The 18,226-nt window shown below is 50.6% G+C and carries 18 protein-coding genes and 1 tRNA gene; 5 read left to right on the top strand and 14 right to left on the bottom strand.

What is annotated here, in order from left to right:
* Positions 1–24: 24 nt before the first annotated feature.
* Complete coding sequence (locus tag ACJJIZ_RS00475) at positions 25–1,113, bottom strand: hypothetical protein (protein ID WP_444914881.1); 1,089 nt, start codon at positions 1,111–1,113, stop codon at positions 25–27.
* Positions 1,114–1,624: 511 nt separating this feature from the next.
* Between ACJJIZ_RS00475 and ACJJIZ_RS00470 the strand changes: the two genes are divergently transcribed.
* Positions 1,625–2,569, top strand: a complete 945-nt coding sequence (locus ACJJIZ_RS00470) for a GlxA family transcriptional regulator (protein WP_444914880.1) — start codon at positions 1,625–1,627, stop codon at positions 2,567–2,569.
* A 58-nt stretch (positions 2,570–2,627) separates the two neighbouring features.
* Here the strand turns inward: ACJJIZ_RS00470 and ACJJIZ_RS00465 are convergent, their stop codons facing one another.
* The 9 genes from ACJJIZ_RS00465 to rpsU all read right to left on the bottom strand — a co-directional run bounded on the left by ACJJIZ_RS00465 (position 2,628) and on the right by rpsU (position 10,803).
* Positions 2,628–3,641, bottom strand: a complete 1,014-nt coding sequence (locus tag ACJJIZ_RS00465) for a zinc-dependent alcohol dehydrogenase family protein (protein WP_444914879.1) — start codon at positions 3,639–3,641, stop codon at positions 2,628–2,630.
* A 363-nt stretch (positions 3,642–4,004) separates the two neighbouring features.
* The gene (locus ACJJIZ_RS00460) at positions 4,005–4,247 is read right to left on the bottom strand and encodes a hypothetical protein (RefSeq protein ID WP_444914878.1); all 243 of its coding nucleotides are present in this window, start codon (positions 4,245–4,247) and stop codon (positions 4,005–4,007) included.
* Complete coding sequence (locus ACJJIZ_RS00455) at positions 4,231–4,770, bottom strand: Tse2 family ADP-ribosyltransferase toxin (RefSeq protein WP_108731580.1); 540 nt, start codon at positions 4,768–4,770, stop codon at positions 4,231–4,233. The genes ACJJIZ_RS00460 and ACJJIZ_RS00455 overlap by 17 nt, the downstream gene beginning before the upstream one ends.
* Before the next feature lie 258 nt (positions 4,771–5,028).
* A tRNA-Ile gene (locus ACJJIZ_RS00450) sits at positions 5,029–5,105 on the bottom strand.
* Between the two features lie 284 nt (positions 5,106–5,389).
* Positions 5,390–5,809, bottom strand: coding sequence for a diacylglycerol kinase (locus tag ACJJIZ_RS00445; RefSeq protein WP_444914877.1), 420 nt, complete (start codon positions 5,807–5,809; stop codon positions 5,390–5,392).
* Between the two features lie 90 nt (positions 5,810–5,899).
* Entirely contained in the window at positions 5,900–7,768 is a 1,869-nt protein-coding gene (rpoD, locus tag ACJJIZ_RS00440) for an RNA polymerase sigma factor RpoD (protein ID WP_444914876.1), read from the bottom strand.
* A 195-nt stretch (positions 7,769–7,963) separates the two neighbouring features.
* Positions 7,964–9,928 carry a DNA primase gene (gene dnaG, locus ACJJIZ_RS00435; protein ID WP_444914875.1) on the bottom strand — a complete coding sequence of 655 codons (1,965 nt, stop codon included), beginning with the start codon at positions 9,926–9,928 and terminating at the stop codon, positions 7,964–7,966.
* A gap of 15 nt (positions 9,929–9,943) precedes the next feature.
* On the bottom strand, positions 9,944–10,390 hold the full coding sequence (locus tag ACJJIZ_RS00430) for a GatB/YqeY domain-containing protein (RefSeq protein WP_108731584.1): 447 nt from the start codon (positions 10,388–10,390) through the stop codon (positions 9,944–9,946).
* A gap of 197 nt (positions 10,391–10,587) precedes the next feature.
* On the bottom strand, positions 10,588–10,803 hold the full coding sequence (gene rpsU / locus ACJJIZ_RS00425; protein WP_020411530.1) for a 30S ribosomal protein S21: 216 nt from the start codon (positions 10,801–10,803) through the stop codon (positions 10,588–10,590).
* Positions 10,804–10,976: 173 nt separating this feature from the next.
* Here rpsU and tsaD point away from each other — a divergent pair, with 173 nt between their 5' ends.
* Genes tsaD through folK form a run of 3 tightly spaced genes read left to right on the top strand, consistent with a single transcriptional unit; the run spans position 10,977 to position 12,939 of the window.
* Positions 10,977–12,026, top strand: a complete 1,050-nt coding sequence (gene tsaD, locus ACJJIZ_RS00420; RefSeq protein ID WP_444914874.1) for a tRNA (adenosine(37)-N6)-threonylcarbamoyltransferase complex transferase subunit TsaD — start codon at positions 10,977–10,979, stop codon at positions 12,024–12,026.
* A gap of 29 nt (positions 12,027–12,055) precedes the next feature.
* Positions 12,056–12,445: a dihydroneopterin aldolase gene (folB, locus tag ACJJIZ_RS00415; protein ID WP_020411528.1), complete on the top strand. Its 390-nt coding sequence runs from the start codon at positions 12,056–12,058 to the stop codon at positions 12,443–12,445.
* Between the two features lie 2 nt (positions 12,446–12,447).
* Positions 12,448–12,939: a 2-amino-4-hydroxy-6-hydroxymethyldihydropteridine diphosphokinase gene (gene folK / locus ACJJIZ_RS00410; protein WP_444914873.1), complete on the top strand. Its 492-nt coding sequence runs from the start codon at positions 12,448–12,450 to the stop codon at positions 12,937–12,939.
* Between the two features lie 68 nt (positions 12,940–13,007).
* Here the strand turns inward: folK and ACJJIZ_RS00405 are convergent, their stop codons facing one another.
* A complete protein-coding gene (locus ACJJIZ_RS00405) occupies positions 13,008–14,120 on the bottom strand; it encodes an NADH:flavin oxidoreductase (protein ID WP_444914872.1) in 1,113 nt (370 codons plus the stop codon).
* Between the two features lie 415 nt (positions 14,121–14,535).
* Here ACJJIZ_RS00405 and ACJJIZ_RS00400 point away from each other — a divergent pair, with 415 nt between their 5' ends.
* Entirely contained in the window at positions 14,536–14,997 is a 462-nt protein-coding gene (locus tag ACJJIZ_RS00400; RefSeq protein WP_444914871.1) for a winged helix-turn-helix transcriptional regulator, read from the top strand.
* Positions 14,998–15,018: 21 nt separating this feature from the next.
* Here ACJJIZ_RS00400 and ACJJIZ_RS00395 read toward each other — a convergent pair whose 3' ends face one another.
* The 3 genes from ACJJIZ_RS00395 to ACJJIZ_RS00385 all read right to left on the bottom strand — a co-directional run bounded on the left by ACJJIZ_RS00395 (position 15,019) and on the right by ACJJIZ_RS00385 (position 18,206).
* Positions 15,019–16,077 (bottom strand): type 1 glutamine amidotransferase domain-containing protein, encoded by a 1,059-nt coding sequence (locus ACJJIZ_RS00395; RefSeq protein ID WP_444914870.1) that lies wholly within the window; start codon positions 16,075–16,077, stop codon positions 15,019–15,021.
* Positions 16,078–16,282: 205 nt separating this feature from the next.
* Positions 16,283–17,527 carry a sensor histidine kinase gene (locus tag ACJJIZ_RS00390; protein ID WP_444914869.1) on the bottom strand — a complete coding sequence of 415 codons (1,245 nt, stop codon included), beginning with the start codon at positions 17,525–17,527 and terminating at the stop codon, positions 16,283–16,285.
* The gene (locus ACJJIZ_RS00385; RefSeq protein ID WP_444914868.1) at positions 17,511–18,206 is read right to left on the bottom strand and encodes a response regulator transcription factor; all 696 of its coding nucleotides are present in this window, start codon (positions 18,204–18,206) and stop codon (positions 17,511–17,513) included. Before ACJJIZ_RS00385 ends, ACJJIZ_RS00390 begins: the two co-directional genes overlap by 17 nt.
* Between the last annotated feature and the right edge of the window lie 20 nt (positions 18,207–18,226).

Raw genomic sequence — 18,226 nt, 5'->3', positions numbered from 1 at the left:
AGCCGAAGCTGGCCATCTTCTGCACTATGCGTGCTCTACAGAGGTTTCTTCGACTTTCTCCCAGAGGCGTGTCTCTGTCGGACTAATTAATTTGGACAAAAGATTCGGGGCAACAGAGGTTAGCCCAATAAAACCAACTATCGCACGGAAAATAAATGAGTCAAGCCAGTAGATAAGGCCTATTAACAGTATTGCTATCACAAGTGACGGTAGAGTGGCTTGCAAACGAGACCGCTGAATATGCTGATAATCCATTGTCTCAGGTAGTTGTTTCTCGATACGTTCTAATGCGTGCGCTTTTACTGTTTGATTTAAGAACTCAACAGAATGGGTCTTATCCCCGTGCTTGATAGTTATTACATCTGAATTGTGGTCACTGCTAAGTGAACTTATTTCATTGAGAGGGATTCGTGCTGCGGTATCAGGTTTACACAAATGATATATTTCTTCAGGGGATTTCCCCGCTTGATAGGCGGATTGAGCAGTTAAAGCCTGTTTTTTCGGGATATCAAAATAGACGAGTTCATCTCCTTCTAAGGCGACGAGGTAGTTATCATCAATATCAAGCCAGGACGTCTCAGTATAAAAGCCCTCGGGTAGTGCTTTTTTTGATTCCCTTACAAACAAGAAGCTTAAAATCCAATATAAGACGAGGCAGATACCTATAGTGATAGGTGCTGCTTGAATCAGGTTTCCTACAGGTGTGTTACTTTCGACATCTCTTTGAGCATTCTGCGCCAATACATGACCGTAGATGTCGCCCTCTGGAAACCATACTTCGATAGGTTGACCTTGTTCATATTGACTATAAATTCCTTTTGAAACCTCTGCGGAGGATTCAAAGTCCTCATCTTCATAGTTAAACTGGTAGTCAATATAGTAATTTGTACGATAGCGCTTTTTACCTTTGCGGCCCCGGTACTCTTCTTCCTCCTCTCTTAACGCTACTACTTCAGCATCTAGAGCTTGATGATTTTCGACCCAACTTAATGATTCATTGTTGGCACGAGAATAATAGTTTGACAGAAAGTAAGTCAGAATAAGGAAAACTAAAATACATACTGTACGCACCATTGATTTTCTTTTTTGTCCGGGGGACTTCTGTAACGCCATTTAATACATCCTTACTGTATTTCTTGTGCTTTAGGTATTGGTACTTTTGGAGTAATAAGTTGTTTTTTTTATAGATTGGGAACTTGGTGTGGGTGCAAAATATAACTGCAGTTTGTTTGGTGAATAAAACTGAAGGTTAACTCTAAATTAATTTTTATTACTTGACCGGCATCATGGTTGGTTCATTTGCATATTGAGTATTTTCTTAAAAATTATTTTTTATTAAGTAAAACTTCCTACTTAGGATAAGAGCTGACCAATTTGGTACAAATGATTTAGATAATACGAACCTTACAAATATTGAACAGCTGAATGGTAGAGTTTTAATTGCTGTGGGATTTGGACTGACTAGCTGATCTTCTGCAAGCCTTATGAGATTGGCTGGTTCAGTTTCATGGAGGTAGTTCTATGTTGAGCTAGTTCAGGTGAAGTACCAATGTCGTTTTGTGTCGTAAATGTGTCATAGCAGACGCGCCCACTGGAGTACAATTCCCTGTGTGGAGGAGATGCTATGACCAAGAGGATAGGTTTTTTTGTTGCAGATGGATTCCAGGCGTTAGACCTTTTTGGGCCCTTGGATGCCTTTATGGAGACTAATAGTTTCGTTAGTGAGGCCTATACAAGTCGTTTGATAGGTTTAACCAATGCATCAGTTAAAACCGCGTACGGCCAAGCCCTATCAGTGGATTTTGATATTTACCAGGATAGGGAAATTGATTACCTGGTCATTACTGGCGGTACTGGGATGCGGCAGCTGCGCTTAAGTCCTAAGCAGGTAAATGCGCTGCGTGCAATCGCAGACAAAGCAGAGCGTGTCTTGAGTATCTGTACAGGTGCATTCTTACTAGCAGATATATTTCCGGAACAAAAGCACCGTATTACCACTCACTGGCGGCATTGCCGGCAGCTTGCCGAGCAAGCAGTCAATTATCAGGTTGAGCAGGACCCTTTGTTTATTGAAAGCGGAAAACTGTGGTCTTCAGCGGGAATTCTATCTGGAGTCGACTTGGCCCTGGAAGTGATTCGCCAGGATTATGGCAATACTATTGCGGCCAGTGTGGCTAAAGACCTGGTGGTTTATCTGCAACGCAGGGGAGGGCAGTCCCAGTACTCTGATCTGCTTAAAGTGCAATCCAGTGACAGTATGAGGCTCAATCCTCTATTGGAGTGGCTGTCGGAGAATTACCAGAAATCAATCAGCGTTTCCGATATGGCGGAGCGTATTTCTGTTAGCGATCGCCAGTTAACTCGCTTGTTCAAGCAACATCTTAATAGCACCCCCGGACATTATCTGAACCAACTCCGTTTAAACCGGGCGCGGGATTTAATCACCTGTGAATCAGCAAGTCTTGTTCAGGTGGCTCGGCAGGTAGGGTTTGCAAGCTATGATAGCTTTCGCCGGGCTTTTTATGGCCAATTTGGTGTGTCCCCCTCATATTTCAGTAGGAATCGTTAATCCGCGCTCTCACAAGTGTCTTAGCTTTAAGAGTGCGGCGAGATTGAGAGCTATTCCATTACCACTCGACGCAGATCTTGCCAAAGTGCGACCCGCTGGCCTGGTACTCAAATGCTGCAGCCAGTTCCTCCATAGGGTAAGTCTTATCAATCACTGGCTGTATCTGGTTGGCTTCTAATGCGGTGACATATTCCCGTTGATCCCTACGGCTTCCAACGATCAAGCCCTGTAACCGGGCCTGCTTGGCCATCAACAGTGCAGTGGGCACTTCTCCCGAGCGGCCCGTTAAAACACCAATTAATGAAATATGGCCGCCAACTCTGACTGAATGGATCGATTGCTCTAGTGTACCGGGGCCACCGAGCTCAATAATATGGTCCGCACCTTTGCCTTCCGTAAGCTCCATAACCTTTTTTGACCACTGTGTATGGGTGCGATAGTTGACGCCATGATCGGCGCCTAATTTTTTAGCGCGCTCCAGTTTCTCGTCGGAAGAAGAAGTAACAATAACTTTGGCCCCCAGTATTTTGGCAATCTGAATTACCGTAATAGATACTCCGCCAGTGCCTAGGGTCAATATTGTGTCGCCAGGTTTTACCTTGCCGTTTACTACCAATGCCCGCCAAGCAGTAAGGCCAGCGGTAGTAATGGTTGCTGCCTGAGCGTGGCTCCAGCCTTTTGGGGCAAGGGTAAAAGCGCTCTGATCGCGCACAACAAACTCAGCGGCCATCCCATCGATACCGTCACCAGGCGTATTGGCAAAGTTACCCACGGAAGCCATAGGTGTACCTGCTGGCCACTGTGGGAAAAAGCACGACACAACAGAATCGCCAACCTGAAAATCGGTAACATCCTCACCAACTGCATCCACGATACCGCCGCCATCAGACATCAGAATACGGCCGTCTTCTGTGGGAATACCGCCGTTGGCAACCAAAAGATCGTGGAAGTTGAGGGAGGAGGCTTTAATTGCAACACGGATTTGGCCAGGGCCGGGCGCTCCCGGGTCATCGATGTCGCTAACTGAAATATTTTCTAGTCCGCCTGGTGCTTTTAGTGTCAATGCTTTCATAGTTTTCCTTCCTTTTCTTAATTCATTAATCCTTTAGGGGCTAAATATTTTTAGTATGCTTGATAGATATGGAAAGTGATAAATTTAATTGAAAAAAATACGCCTTTTGACTACTCAATTGAGTTCGCTAGATAATGCTAATTTGAAGGCATCGTTGCTCAAAAATATTAACACGATAAATTTTACAGAATTATAGTTATGTGTATTGTGATATAACTATGTGTTAATTTTGAAATTTATAGGAAGTTGGGGCTGACCATCAGATGGTTCAAAAGTATATTGAGTTTCATTAAGCATTAAGAATGCTCTTAAATAAAGATGGGGTGATAGCTTTCAGTATATCACCCACTTGGAAGGTAAGTGTTAATAGGTTTTTTTGGAGGGGTTGATAATTGCTTGAAGTGGAGGGAGGTCCTCCCCTTTACTTACCTCTTCTTCATATACACCCTTTAACGCTTCTAAAGCTTCGTTGTAGAAAAATAGCAACTCTGAAACGTTCTCCGGGTCCCTCAGCGTTTCAGAATCAAGTAGCGCTTTATAATGGTTTACAGTTTTAAAGACTGCCTGCAATGAGGCAAGTAGAGTTTCATTATCGATAACTGGCATTTTTAATTTTACTTCTCTGTTTTTCAATGTTTATCATTAATTGGTTGAGCAACAGTTTAAAGTTTTGTACTGACATTGGGCGGTCTGGAACTATGGAATAATGAATAGCATCAAATGCGCCATTGTAGTCGTCTTGGATGATAAGGATGCCTAATGGAATTTTTGTGCCTTTTGGAATCTCAATATATTCCCATTTTTTCCCTTTGAATGTGTTTGGTTTATTAAATAAAGATGTACCTTGGGCTTTCCACATACTTGAGGAGTTTTTTTGATAAACTTTAGGAATAATAAAGTCTACGCCATTTTGATTTTCTACTGTAACATCGGCGGGTCTGAATTCCCCACTCCTTATTTCTCTGCGAGTAAAGTCTGGGTAGAGGGGGTTTTCGCAGGGTTGATCAGTGCGTGAAGCTCGCCATAAGAACAATGATAAGTCTTTTTCACTGTCGTAAATTCTTTCTAAAGCGTCAATTTTGGCAAAAAAAGTCTTTACATTGCCATCCCTAATTTTTTGTTCCTTCAAAGTTAATTCCTTTGTCTGTTGGCTGCAGGAAAGTAGTTTGTATACTTTCGTTTAAGGCTGAAGATCTACATTATCCTTCTAGCATTTTAACGAGTAAAGTGAGGGAAATTACAATTTATATCACTTGCCAAAGCGAAGAGGTTGATAAATTGATAATGCCAGAGAGGGAATAAACGACAGGTCAGTCGTTGGTTAAAATCGGGAGTCAAGCTAACTTGAGAAGGTTAGTGAGGCTAATCACATTTAGTTGATGGAAAATGGTGGGCCCTCCGGGACTCGAACCCAGGACCTGCCGATTATGAGTCGGATGCTCTAACCAACTGAGCTAAGGGCCCACACATTGCTTGCGAGGATCGTTGCAAGCGGTTGGGAAAAGTACAAGATTTTCCCTTGCAAATCAATGCCTTTGTTAGCACTCAAAGCCGATATGGGCAAATTCTAGAAATCTTCTTTCCCTATTGCTCAAGCTTTCGCCAACAACTGATCTTTATGGAATAGATACCCACCTTGCGAAAGCTGCCAAATACCTTAATTGGTTCGATAGTATTAATTAGAGATTGTAATTGGTACAGCTGTCTTGTTTATGTGAAATGGAGGCTAAAACCCCATACTAAAGTATTTAAATCGGCAGTTTGGGGATAAGGATACAGCACCAAACCAGGAAAGCAGCGAAGAGGGCGACGGCCACGGCGGCGGAGCCTGTGTCTTTGGCAATCTTGGCCAGCGGGTGTTTCTCGGGGCCGATGCGGTCCACGGTCGCCTCAATAGCGCTGTTGATAAGTTCTATTGGGAGGACAAACATCACGGCTGCAATCAATATGGCGCGCTCAGTAGGTGTCTCCCCGGCCCAGAGTGCGAGAGGCACCATTAGGCAGGCAGCAATTACTTCCTGGCGAAAAGCTTCCTCATTGCGCCATGCAGCGACGAGCCCCTGACTGGAGTAGCTAGTGGCAGCCAGGAGGCGAGCAAACCCCTTCTTGCCGGGCTTGTTGGCAAGCTCGTCAGATTTTTCCTGCTTATTCGCCATTTCTTTTTGCATGCTTATCTCCTGCTTTCACTAAGCCTGCGCGGGGAGGTCATCTTTATGTCACAAAAAAAAGCCCGGTTGAACCGGGCTTTAGTCTAGCGCTTACTCGTCGAGGAAGCTGCGTAAATGCTCCGACCTGGAGGGGTGTCGCAGTTTGCGCAGTGCTTTCGCTTCGATTTGACGGATACGCTCGCGGGTTACGTCAAACTGTTTGCCCACCTCTTCCAGAGTGTGGTCGGTATTCATATCGATACCGAAACGCATACGCAGTACCTTGGCTTCACGGGCGGTGAGGCCGGAGAGTACAGAGCGGGTAGCGTCGTGCAGACCAGTTTGAGTGGCGGTATCCACCGGCGAGGATTGGTTTTGGTCCTCGATAAAGTCACCCAGGTGGGAGTCTTCATCGTCGCCGATGGGCGTCTCCATAGAGATCGGCTCTTTGGCGATTTTGAGGACTTTACGCACCTTGTCTTCCGGCATTTCCATGCGCTCGCCCAGTTCTTCCGGGGTGGGTTCGCGACCCATTTCCTGCAGCATCTGGCGGCTGATACGGTTGAGCTTGTTGATGGTCTCAATCATATGCACCGGGATACGGATGGTGCGGGCCTGGTCCGCAATAGAGCGAGTAATGGCCTGGCGAATCCACCAGGTGGCATAAGTGGAGAATTTGTAACCGCGGCGGTATTCGAACTTATCCACAGCCTTCATCAAGCCGATGTTGCCCTCCTGGATCAGGTCCAGGAATTGCAGGCCGCGGTTGGTGTACTTCTTGGCGATAGAGATAACCAGGCGCAGGTTGGCTTCGACCATCTCTTTCTTGGCGCGGCGTGAACGGGCCTCGCCAATGGACATACGGCGGTTGATCTCTTTGATCTGGCCCACTTCCAACTTGGCGCGCTCCTGGAACTGAGCCAGTTTGCGCTGGGCGCGAACAACTTCGTCTACGACGTGGCGCAGGGCATCGGAGTAATCGCGCTTTTTCTTGATGATTGCGGGAATCCAATCATCATTGGTCTCGTTGCCGGGGAATTCCTTGATAAAGGTCTTGCGCGGCATGCGGGCGCGTTTGATACACATGGCCATAACCACGCGTTCTTGCTCGCGTACGCTGTCGAGTACGTAACGAACTTCACCATAGAGTGGTTCGAACTGGCGGGGAGCCAGTTTAAAGAAGCGGAATACATCGCCAACGGCTTCGAGGGCCTGGCCAGCTTCTTTGGAGTCGCGGCCGTGGGCGGCGATGGCTTCGTCGGCAGCTTTCTGTGCGGCGATCAGCGCGTTCATGCGTTCGGCGAGCTCTTCGGGGTCGATACCGCCGGTAGCTTCCTCTTCCTCGTCGCTGCTGTCGTCTTCGTTATCGTCGTCTTCGGCGTCGTCATCGGAATCTGATGACTCCGGCGCGCTGGCAGCGGCGGCGGCTTGGCCGGCCTGGGCTCCGGGCGGAACCTCGTCGGCGGGGTCGAGCCAACCGGAGATAATATCGGGGATGCGGCGCTCTTCTTTCTCGATCAGAGCGTACTCATCGATGATCTGCTGCACTGCACCCGGCCAGTAGGCCAGGGCGGCCATCAGTTCGCGCAGGCCCTCTTCGATACGCTTGGCAATGGCGATCTCGCCTTCGCGCGTGAGCAGCTCTACGGTGCCCATTTCGCGCATATACATGCGTACTGGATCGGTGGTTCGGCCTACGTCGGACTCTACGGCTGCCAGGGCAGCGGCAGCTTCGGCTGCGGCGATTTCATCAGCGGAGCTGTCGCCTTCAGCCATCAACAACTCTTCGGCATCCGGTGCGGTTTCAAACACCTTGATGCCCATGTCGTTGATCATGCCAATAATGTCTTCCACCTGATCGGGATCGGAAATATCTTCCGGTAGGTGGTCATTTACCTCGGCATAGGTCAGATAGCCCTGCTCTTTACCGCGGGCGATCAGTTCCTTAATGCGGGACTGTTGCTGGGTTTTGTCGGTCATGCACAACCCTGAATTCTGGGAATGAAAATACGGGACAAAGACGCGGGATTATAGCGTATTTGCACTAGCAATAACCACTCTAGCTGTCAAGTAACGGCATAGGTGCGATGTTTAGGGTGCTGGGGTTCCCGATCCCGCCCGGCGGGGTGAGTGAATATAGTGCTGAGCCCGCAGTTTTCAAGGGGTTGGCGCTTATTAATTCTGCTTTTTTCGCCAATTGGCTAATAGAGCCAGTTGTTCTTCGGGGCTCAACTGGGCGCTGTTCCTGAGTTGATCGAGTAAATCGCGGTTGCGCTGTTTGTCTGCAGCTTGTTTCAGGCGCAGCAGACAGTCGTTAAATTCGGTGTGCGGATCGTATTCCAGGTTGCTGTCATCCTGGGCGAGTTGCCGCGCGACCGATACCAGTGGAGAAATAGCGAGCTTGGCCAGGGTATCGCAAGATTCTGCGCTGTGGTGTGCACGCCAGTGGCCGATCAATTGATAGAAATTTAATTGGGGGCGGCTTTTGTACAGCTCTACCAGCTGGACAAACAATGCCAGGTCTGCATTGCCGTCGATGGGGAATTGCTGTGGATTTTCGATTTGTGCTGCCAGCTCCGGGTGGTGCAATAGCAGGGCGATCAGCATGCGCTCTGGCGGCAGGAGATATTGGCTCTGGCGGCGCGGACTGTCGTAACTCGGTGCTGCACTTTCACTGAAGTTGCTTTCGCGCTGCCAGGGTTCCGGCGATGTGCGGTGCTCCAGCTCCTCGTGAGGGGAGGGTGCTTGGTTTGGCTCTCCCGGTGCAGCTGTAGGTTGTGGGTGAGGCTGCTGCGGCGTGCGAGCTTTTTCTGTACGGATAACCTCTTGCAGGGTTTCCTTATCGAGCCCGGTGCGCGAGGCCAGTTGTTGGAACATCAGCTGGCGGTAGACGCCATCGGGCAGCAGGTCCAGCAGGGGAGCGGCGAGCTTGGACAGGCGCGCGCGGCCGTCCATGGTCTGCAGGTTGATATCTTCGCTCAGTAGGTCGAAGAGAAAATCTTCCAGCGGTAGGGACTGCTCCTTAATTAACTGCTGGAAACGTTCACCGCCCAGTTGGCGTACCAGGGTGTCCGGGTCCTCGCCTTCCGGCAGCAGCAGGAAGCGCAGGCTGCGCCCGTCCTGCATCTGCGGCAGGGCCGACTCCAGAGCGCGGCGGGCGGCAGCGCGGCCTGCGCGGTCGCCGTCGAAGCAAAACAGCAGTTCCGTGGTGTGGCGGAAGGCGAGTTGAATGTGGTCTTCGCCACAAGCGGTGCCCAGGGTGGCGACGGCGCAGCGGATATCGAACTGGGCCAGGGCCACCACATCCATATAGCCTTCAACCACAATCAGGCGCTCTAAATTGCGGTTGGCCTGGCGCGCTTCCCACAGGCCGTAGAGTTCGCGGCTCTTGTGGAAAATCGGGGTTTCCGGGGAGTTCAGGTACTTGGGTTTGTCGTCGCCCAGTACCCGCCCGCCAAAGGCGATGGCGCGCCCGCGCTGGTCGCGGATCGGGAAAATAATACGGTTGCGGAAGCGGTCGTAGTGATGGCGCGCGTTGGGCTTGGTGTTGCCATCACTGTCCTGGCGGCGAATGGCCAGGCCTGCCAGTTCCAGTTGATCCGCTTTCTCGGGAGTATCGGCTAATGCATTGAGCAGGTTGTCCCAGCCCGGGGGTGCAAGGCCGATACCAAAGTCCCGGGCAATCTCACCGGAGAGACCGCGATTGCGCAGGTAGGCTACCGCATTGCCTGCGGCGGGGTGGTTGCGCAGCTGTTCACGGTAGTAGTCGGCGGCTTTCTCTGTGAGCTGGTAGAGAGATTGACTCTCCCGCTGGCGCTTTTCTTGCCCCGGTGCCAGTTGTTCCCTGGGGACTTCCAGTCCACGGGTGGCCGCGAGTTTTTCCACCGCTTCTGGGAAGGGCAGACGGTCGTACTCCATGAGGAAGCCGATGGCATTGCCATTGGCGCCGCAGCCGAAGCAGTAATAAAACTGCTTGTCCGCACTCACGGTAAACGATGGGGTTTTCTCGTCGTGGAAGGGGCAGCAGGCAGAGTAGTTTTTGCCGGTTTTACGCAGCTTGACCCGGCTGTCCACCAGCTCGACGATATCTGCCCTTGCGAGCAGATCGTCAATAAAGTGCTGGGGTATCTTGCCGGCCATGGGGATTCGCTCAGCTTAGGCCAATTGGGCCTTCACCAGTTTGCTCACCGCGCCCATATCTGCACGGCCCTGCACCTGGGGTTTAACCTGGGCGATGACTTTGCCCATATCCGCCATGCTGTTGGCACCGGTGTCTTTGACGGCGGAGGCAACGATATCGGTGATCTCAGCTTCGCTCAGCTGCTTCGGCAGGAATTCCTGGATAACTTCAATTTCTGCCTGCTCTACTGCTGCCAGTTCAGCCCGGCCAGCTTTCTCGTACTGGGTAATGGAGTCGCGGCGCTGCTTGGTCATTTTGTCCAGCAGGGCGAGGATGCGGGCGTCATCCAGGTCGATGCGCTCGTCGACTTCAACGCGTTTGATCTCGGCGTTGATCAGGCGCAGGGTGGCCAGGCGCTCTTTGTCTCGCGCTTTCATTGCGTCTTTAGTGGCTTGGGTCAGGGTTTCCTTGAGAGTGCTCATAATGAGTGTTCCGGGATTGTTGGCAATGAATTTGGGATCAGGGGCTTAGGATAGCTTGTCTGCTGGGCGGGGGAAATGCGTTAGCCCAAACGAAAAACGGCGTGCGAGTATGGCTCGCACGCCGTTCTTTATAGCTCCGCTACGGGCTAAGCCCGTCCGGCCGCCTCGCTGCGACAGGCTTATGCAGCCTGCGGCTCTTAGTAGAGACGCTGGAACTTGCGGTTTTCGCGCTGAAGCTTTTTAGCGTGACGCTTAACAGCGGCAGCAGCTTTGCGCTTACGAACAGCGGTGGGCTTCTCGTAGAACTCGCGACGACGTACTTCAGACAGTACGCCTGCTTTTTCACAGGAGCGCTTGAAACGGCGCAGGGCGATATCGAAAGGTTCGTTGTCTTTGATTCGTACAGAGGGCATTAGGATACCTGTTAAAATTCGTTTCTCTCGGCCATTCCGGCAATGCTCTCGCAGTTGCATCCGGTGGCCGGTTCACAGCGAGGGCGCAAATTCTAAACACTCCTATACGGGATCGCAACCCCATTTTCCAGTATGATAACCGCCCCTCGAAGAAGTCACGAGAATGAAATCAAGTGCGCGTCCTTGGTATAGAAACTTCCTGCGATGAAACTGGCGTCGCTATTTACGATTCTGAGTCCGGTTTGCTCAGCCATGCCCTGTTCAGTCAAGTGGACCTGCATGCCGATTATGGCGGTGTAGTCCCCGAGCTGGCGAGCCGCGATCATGTGCGCAAACTCTTGCCGCTGATTCGCCAGGTAATGAAGAAGGCCGAGACCAGCCCTTCAGACCTCAATGGTATCGCCTATACCGCGGGCCCCGGTCTGGTGGGAGCGCTGATGGTCGGGGCCTGCGCGGCCCGTGCACTGGCCTATGGCTGGGATATCCCGGCGGTGGCGGTGCACCATATGGAAGGCCACCTGCTGGCCCCAATGTTGGAGGATAATCCGCCCGCCTTTCCTTTTGTGGCCCTGCTGGTTTCCGGCGGACACACCCAGCTGGTGGAGGTGCGGGGGCTCGGTGATTACGAACTGATGGGTGAATCCCTGGATGACGCAGCCGGCGAAGCCTTTGATAAGGCCGCCAAAATGCTCGACCTGGATTATCCCGGTGGCCCGCGTTTGGCTGCCCTGGCGGAGAAAGGAGATCCCAAACGTTTTACTTTCCCGCGTCCTATGACTGATCGACCGGGCTTGGATTTCAGTTTTTCAGGCCTAAAAACCTTCACCCTGACGACGGTGCGCAAGCACGCCCTGGAGGATGGTTTGCCGGACGAGCAGACTTGCGCAGATATTGCTGCGGCTTTCCAGGAGGCGGTAGTGGATACCCTGGTGATTAAATGCCGTCGCGCTATTAAGGCTTCTGGCTATAAAACCCTGGTGATTGCCGGTGGAGTTTCCGCAAATAAATTATTGCGTGAGCGTTTGGAAACGAGCCTGCGAAAGGATAACGCCAGCGTCTACTATCCCCGCCATGAATTCTGCACTGATAACGGCGCCATGATCGCCTACGCCGGTAGTTTACGTTTAAAAGCAGGGGAGCAGACGAGCCTTGCGGTGGATGTGCGCCCGCGCTGGCCCATGACAGAGTTGCCCAAGACCGAACTTAAAAAATCCCAGGGATAGCCTGGCATTAAAAAGAAAAGAGCCGATAAATGGATATTGTTTATATACGGGATTTAAAGGTGAATACCATTATTGGTATTTACGATTGGGAGCGGGAAGTGCGCCAGACGGTTAGTCTCGATTTGGAGATGGCCTTCGATATTAGTGAGGCGGCGCGCACAGACAATATCGAGTACACACTTAACTATAAAGCGGTGGCCAAGCGCTTGATCGCTTTTATTGAAAGCAGTGAGTTTCTGTTGGTGGAGACCATGGCAGAGCAGGCTGCGGCAATTGTTAGGGAAGAGTTTTCTGTAAGCTGGCTGCGACTGCGCTTGTCCAAGCCGGGTGCGGTCAGAGGGTCCAGGGATGTGGGTGTCATTATTGAGCGCGGCGAGAGGCCGGCAAAAGGTGCAGCAGCGATGTCTGCGGGAGTGTAAACGTGGCTCAGGTGTATCTCAGCCTCGGCAGTAATATCAATCGTGCGCAATATATCCGCGCAGCGCTGGATGCCCTGGCAGGGCGGTTTGGCGAATTACAGGTGTCCCGGGTCTTCGAAAGTGAAGCGGTGGGTTTCCAGGGTGATAATTTTTACAACCTGGTGGTGGGGTTGGAAACTGACTTGCCGGTAGGGCAGCTGGCCCTGTGTCTGCGCGGTATCGAAGATGCCAATGGCCGCTTGCGCTCCGGGCCCAAGTTCAGCGCACGAACCCTGGATATTGATATTCTCACCTATGATCACCTGATTGGCACTGTCGACGGGGTGAAATTACCGCGAGGTGAGATTGTAAAAAATGCCTTTGTTTTACAGCCCCTGGCAGAGATAGCACCGGAAGTATTGCATCCGGTCGAGCAGAAAACTTACCGTCAACTGTGGAATGAGTACGACCAGGACTCGCAAAAATTGTGGCCGGTAGAATTTATTTGGCCGTGATTCCAATAAATTTTTAAAAAATGTAGATAAAAAGCAGCCCTTTGAGGCTGCTTTTTTGTTGGGAATAATTAACTTAGGCTCATTAGCGCCTCTTTGGTGAACGGAGTGATTTCCTCCGCGCGATCTTCCCGCACCTTGGCGAACCAGTGTGGGTCTTGTAATAGCGCGCGGCCAACGGCAATCAGGTCGAACTCCTGGTTGCCCATACGGCGGGTCAGTTCGCCTAAATCGGTAGGATTGGCCGTGCCACCCATGCCCTGGTTATTGCCGCCGATAAAATCATCGTCAAGGCCGACACTGCCGACAGAAATTACCGGTTTTCCCGTCAATTCCTTGGTCCAGCCTGCCAGGTTGAGATCAGAACCCTCAAATTCTGGCACCCAGAAGCGTCTTGTAGAGGCGTGGAAAATATCAACGCCGGCTTCAACTAGCGGTGTTAGGAAGCGTTTCAGTTCTTCCGGGTTTTGCGCCAACTTGGCTTCGTAATCCTGCTGCTTCCATTGGGAGTAGCGCAGCACTATGGCGAAATCTTCGCCTACGGCTTCACGTACCGCTTTGATAATTTCCACTGCAAAGCGGGTGCGATTTTCGATGGAGCCACCGTACTCGTCATCGCGTTGGTTGGTACCTTCCCAGAAAAACTGGTCGATCAGGTAGCCGTGGGCGCCGTGAATCTCTACACCGTCAAACCCAATTTCCTTGGCTGCTTTGGCTGCGTCTGCAAAAGCTTGTATAACTTCCTGGATGTCCTCTTTGCTCATCGCCTGGCCATTGGGCTTGCCGGGTTTGAACAGGCCTGAGGGGGAGTAGCCGGGCACTGATTTATCCGGGCCTATGCCCTCTTTGCGCACGGAGCCTACGTGCCATAACTGCGGGATAATCTGGCCACCGGCAGCGTGTACTTCGTCTACCACTTTTTTCCAGCCGGCGAGAGCGGCCTCACCGTAGATTGCCGGAACATTCTCGTAGCCGTTTGCGGCTTTATGATTAACGAAGGTGCCTTCGGTAATAATTAGTCCCACTTCGCCCTCGGCGCGGCGGCGGTAATAGCCGGCCACTTGGTCATTGGGGGCGTAGCCCGGTGACATAGTGCGGGTCATGGGGGCCATTGCGACCCGGTTGCGCAGCTTTAGGGATTTATGCTCGAAAGGACGCAGTAGGTTGTCCAGGGAACCACTCATATTTCTCTCCTGAATGTCTCGATTCAACACTGGGACTTATTGGTCCCGCTCGGTCACAATTAAAATGGTTGCGTTATAAGACCTTATTTTGAAGTTGAGTTCAATATTTGGTTTCGTATTGAAACCTTTTTGCCGGTATACTGGTCTAGGGAGCCTCTGAATAACTCCGTAATGCCTCTGCGGGCCATGAAGGCTACAGATGTTAGGCGCAGCTCGCCGCGAATGGCTCAGTCCTTTGCAAGAGCTGCAACGCAGCAGCTGTGGCCTTCAAGGCCCGCCCTTCGGGGCTTGCAGAGCGATTCACACTCCGCGTTGCGACTTCTTGAAAGGTCTAGACATTCCTGCGAAGCCGCGCCTTGATTGTGAACCGCTCTGCATGCCAGAGGTATCACGGAGTTATTTAGAGGCTCCCTATATGTCACGTAAACGCTTTGATGATCTCAATTGCTCCCTGGCTTGCGCTCTGAATGAAGTGGGGGACTGGTGGTCCCTGCTGATAATTAAGCAGGCGATGCTGGGTACCCGCCGTTTTGTGGATTTCCAAAGAGACCTGGGAATTGCCAAAAATATCCTTGTGGATCGGTTATCACGTCTGGTGGATAACGAGGTGCTGGTACGCTTTGATGCGGGTGAACACGGTACTCGCTACGAGTACCGCTTAACGGAAAAAGGCCGGGACCTGTTTACGGTGGTAATCGCCCTGCGCCAGTGGAATCTGCGCTGGAACGGCAATAAAGATGGGATGCATCTGGTCGATAAAAACAGTGGTGAGCCTATCTCCGAAGTGGCTGTTCAGAATGCCCAGGGACAAAAACTCAGTATTCGCGATGTATTATTTGTGGATGAAAATGGCCAGCCCCTAGAGCAGGCTGGCTAGCTGGCTTTTTGAGGGGCTCTATCAATCCTGGCTCTTGGACAGCAGTCTGATTATGTCCAGAGCCCTGCCCGGCTCCCAACGCATAACAGAGACAACGCCGTGCATGGCCAGTAGGCGCTGGTCTATTTCCCCTTTCTCCTGCAGCTTGTGTAATTTCTCTGTGGCCTCGGTAAAGCCGCGCTGCTCATAAGTGAGTAGTAATTTGACGGTCTGCTCCGCCGGAGTGATTTGGCGTGGAACAGGGGTATACCCCATCGCGCTTACCATACTCTCTGCCGCCAGCCAGGTGGACCAGGGGTTTTGCCCGGTAATAAGCTGGCCATCCACACTGACTTGTTCCAGGTAAGTGGGCCCAGCCTGAAAAAACGCGCCTTGCTCACGTAAGCGATCCTCAAGCAGGAATGGAAATCGTTGCTCGGCATCAGGGATAAGAAAAAGCTCCTCTTCGTTAGTAAAAGCACTGATCTGCCGATCGGCGATTAAGGGCTTGCCATTATCCAGGGTGACATTGGCAAGGGCTGCTGGCCCGTGGCATACCGCTCCGATAATTTTGCCGCTGCTATAGATTTCCCGCACCAGGGACTGGATATGGGGATTGTCGGGGAAATCGAACATGGTGCCTTTACCGCCGACAAAAAATACGGCCTGGTAATCCTCTGCTGATACTTGATCGATAGGAATACTGTTGTTGACCTTTTGTTGTGCCTCCGGGTCATTGAGAAAGGCATAATCGAAAGGCCCCAGATCATCTTTATCGATCACCGCAGGCGGTTTGCCGCCTTTGGGGCTGGCAATATCGACAATAAATCCGTTGGCTGAAAAGATGTAATAGGGGCGTGCCAGTTCAGTTAATTCATAACCAGTTGCCTTGCCACTACCTCCCATCGTTTCAGTACTGGTGACAACAGCTAAGATTTTTCCTCGGCTTTCCCTGGGTAATTGTTGTAAATACGGCAAGTCACTTACTGTCGTAGTGGAAAAGTCCTGCTCTTGGGGTGGAATTAGGCCCTTAATCCAAATAATAAAACCAAAAAATACGGACAAAGTCAGTGCCAGGGAAATAACAATTTTCTTCAACATATTAATCTCCAAAATTGCAGTAGCAGACGGAAAATCTTCAAGTGAGTTCGTAGGAGAATAAGGGATGGAAGGTGAAATTCAGGTGAGATTGTAATTGCTATTTGGGAAGAAAGAAAAAGCTGCACTCGAGATTGTATAAGGTATGGATGCCGATTCACTATGCATCTCGAGCACATACGGTAAAAATTTGAATCTTAGAACGCTACTATGTAAAAGATAGAGCGCACTGATAAATATTGTTCCGACATTGGATAGAGATGGTCCAATTTAAGGCTTCACAGATTCTCTTGGCCAGGAAAAGGCCTTGACCAATACCGTCACTGCCTTCCCTTTTTTGGCCGGGTAAGAGGGAGGTTTCTAGATCTAATTGGTTGTCTGTGGCGTTCTCAAAAAAGAGTGTGTCCCCCTTATAGGTAATAACCAATTCAGGGCTGGTAGCGTGCTGTAATGCATTGCTGATCAAGTTGTCGAAGAGCAGACTTACCAGGTGTCGATTGGCCAGGACTCCGACTTTGTGCCCTAACTTTAAATCAACATTAAAATGCTTTTGTACAATTAACTGGTGTTGAGCTAAAAGACGTTCCTCTAGTAAAGCGCACAATGGGATATCTTCCGACTGTAGAGACTCAGAGCGGGCGAGGGCTAATAGTGTCTTAACGGTTTTTTCCATACCGGTAACAGTTTCTAATAGCTCATTTTTCTCAGCTAAAGTCATTTCCCGATTTTGACTGAGAGCCAGTGTGCTTTTCAGAATGGTTAGCCCGGTGCGCAACTCATGGCTCGTATCCCGGGTAAACTCAGTTTCCCTGCGCAATGTTAGCTTGAGCTGGTTAAGTGTATCTTGCAACGTACTTGCGAGATAACCGATTTCATCTTGTTCATTGTTATAGGGCAGGGAAATTTGAGAATCGCAGTTTCTCTGCTGCTGAACTGCTTTAGCAAGGGTTACTACAGGAGCGATGGTTTTACGGGAAATACGAAAAGCACAATAGAGGGCTAAGAGTAGGGTCAAGATACAGGCGCTGGCAAAGAGCCAAAGAAGTTTTGAAGATTGTCGCGTAACAGTGAGCAATTCACTGACTTCAGCTACGAGAACGGCGGAATGGTTGTCCGGAAAATGTACTCTGCGTAAATGGAAGTGATGTTCAGTATCACTAAACCACTCAGCCTTTTCTGCATAGCTTGGTAGGGCAGTGCGCAGTTCGGCCGGAATTATTTTGCTTTCAGTGTATAGCGTTAAATAGGGTAGGCGTGGCTCTGGGGTCGTATTAGTCAGTCTTGCCTGCTGTTCGAGGTAGCGGACTTCTCCGGCCAATAAGTTATCGAGTAAATGGTCTTCAACTACATAGGCGACCATCATACAAATGGCAAAAAACACCAAGCATAACAGCAGGGTAAAACTGCCAAAAATAGCGAAGACCTTCCTCTGTAAATTACTGGTTTCGCGCATTGGGAGTTTCCAACTGATAACCGAGATTGGTGATGGTTTTTAACATAGGGGCCTGGAAAGGCTTATCCAGTGTTTGGCGAAGACTATAAATGTGGGATTTTAAGGCGTCTGTTTCTGGGGGTTCATCACCCCAAATATGGTGGATTATTGCCGAGCGGCTTACTGGTGCTGGCGACGCCTGGGCGAGCATAGTGAGAATGCGAAAACCGATAGTTGTCAGGGGCAGAGGTTGTTTATCCCGGTAGGCCGTTTGCTGGCGCTGGTTTATCTGTAAATCACCGACCTTAATTTCTTCACTGGTATGCAGCTGGTGTCTACGTGCCAGGGCGCGGCATCTCAGTATCAGTTCCCTTGGTTCGAAGGGCTTACATAAGTAGTCATCGGCACCGATACCAAATCCGCGTTCTTTATCTGCGAGAGCATCTCGGGCAGTTAACATCAGAATTGGCATGTTAACTGGCGCTTGTGCCTTGATCTTTTCGCAGACCTCTAAGCCGTCCATATCCGGCAGGCCCAGGTCGAGAATAATCAGGTCGAAGATTTGTTCCAGGGCCAGCTGTAAGCCCTGGCGGCCCCGCTGGGCATAATCTATCTGCCAGCCCTCAGCGTGCAGGAATTCGGCAAGCTGGCGGGCGATAGTGGGGTTATCTTCAATCAACAATATCTTCAGTGAGTGCACCGGCAAATCTCTTTTGGCAG

It is taken from the genome of Microbulbifer maximicatervae (SeqCode), from assembly GCF_052467225.1.
This window is presented reverse-complemented; position numbering and strand designations above follow the sequence as displayed.

Bases quoted from the DNA above. Each gene is read 5' to 3' on its own strand.
- ACJJIZ_RS00390 (WP_444914869.1), bottom strand. From the start codon at position 17,527: ATGCGCGAAACCAGTAATTTACAGAGGAAGGTCTTCGCTATTTTTGGC.
- ACJJIZ_RS00430 (WP_108731584.1), bottom strand. From the start codon at position 10,390: ATGAGCACTCTCAAGGAAACCCTGACCCAAGCCACTAAAGACGCAATG.
- ACJJIZ_RS00400 (WP_444914871.1), top strand. From the start codon at position 14,536: ATGTCACGTAAACGCTTTGATGATCTCAATTGCTCCCTGGCTTGCGCT.
- ACJJIZ_RS00465 (WP_444914879.1), bottom strand. From the start codon at position 3,641: ATGAAAGCATTGACACTAAAAGCACCAGGCGGACTAGAAAATATTTCA.
- rpsU (WP_020411530.1), bottom strand. From the start codon at position 10,803: ATGCCCTCTGTACGAATCAAAGACAACGAACCTTTCGATATCGCCCTG.
- folB (WP_020411528.1), top strand. From the start codon at position 12,056: ATGGATATTGTTTATATACGGGATTTAAAGGTGAATACCATTATTGGT.
- dnaG (WP_444914875.1), bottom strand. From the start codon at position 9,928: ATGGCCGGCAAGATACCCCAGCACTTTATTGACGATCTGCTCGCAAGG.
- ACJJIZ_RS00470 (WP_444914880.1), top strand. From the start codon at position 1,625: ATGACCAAGAGGATAGGTTTTTTTGTTGCAGATGGATTCCAGGCGTTA.
- ACJJIZ_RS00475 (WP_444914881.1), bottom strand. From the start codon at position 1,113: ATGGCGTTACAGAAGTCCCCCGGACAAAAAAGAAAATCAATGGTGCGT.
- rpoD (WP_444914876.1), bottom strand. From the start codon at position 7,768: ATGACCGACAAAACCCAGCAACAGTCCCGCATTAAGGAACTGATCGCC.
- ACJJIZ_RS00460 (WP_444914878.1), bottom strand. From the start codon at position 4,247: ATGCCAGTTATCGATAATGAAACTCTACTTGCCTCATTGCAGGCAGTC.
- ACJJIZ_RS00395 (WP_444914870.1), bottom strand. From the start codon at position 16,077: ATGTTGAAGAAAATTGTTATTTCCCTGGCACTGACTTTGTCCGTATTT.
- ACJJIZ_RS00445 (WP_444914877.1), bottom strand. From the start codon at position 5,809: ATGCAAAAAGAAATGGCGAATAAGCAGGAAAAATCTGACGAGCTTGCC.
- ACJJIZ_RS00405 (WP_444914872.1), bottom strand. From the start codon at position 14,120: ATGAGTGGTTCCCTGGACAACCTACTGCGTCCTTTCGAGCATAAATCC.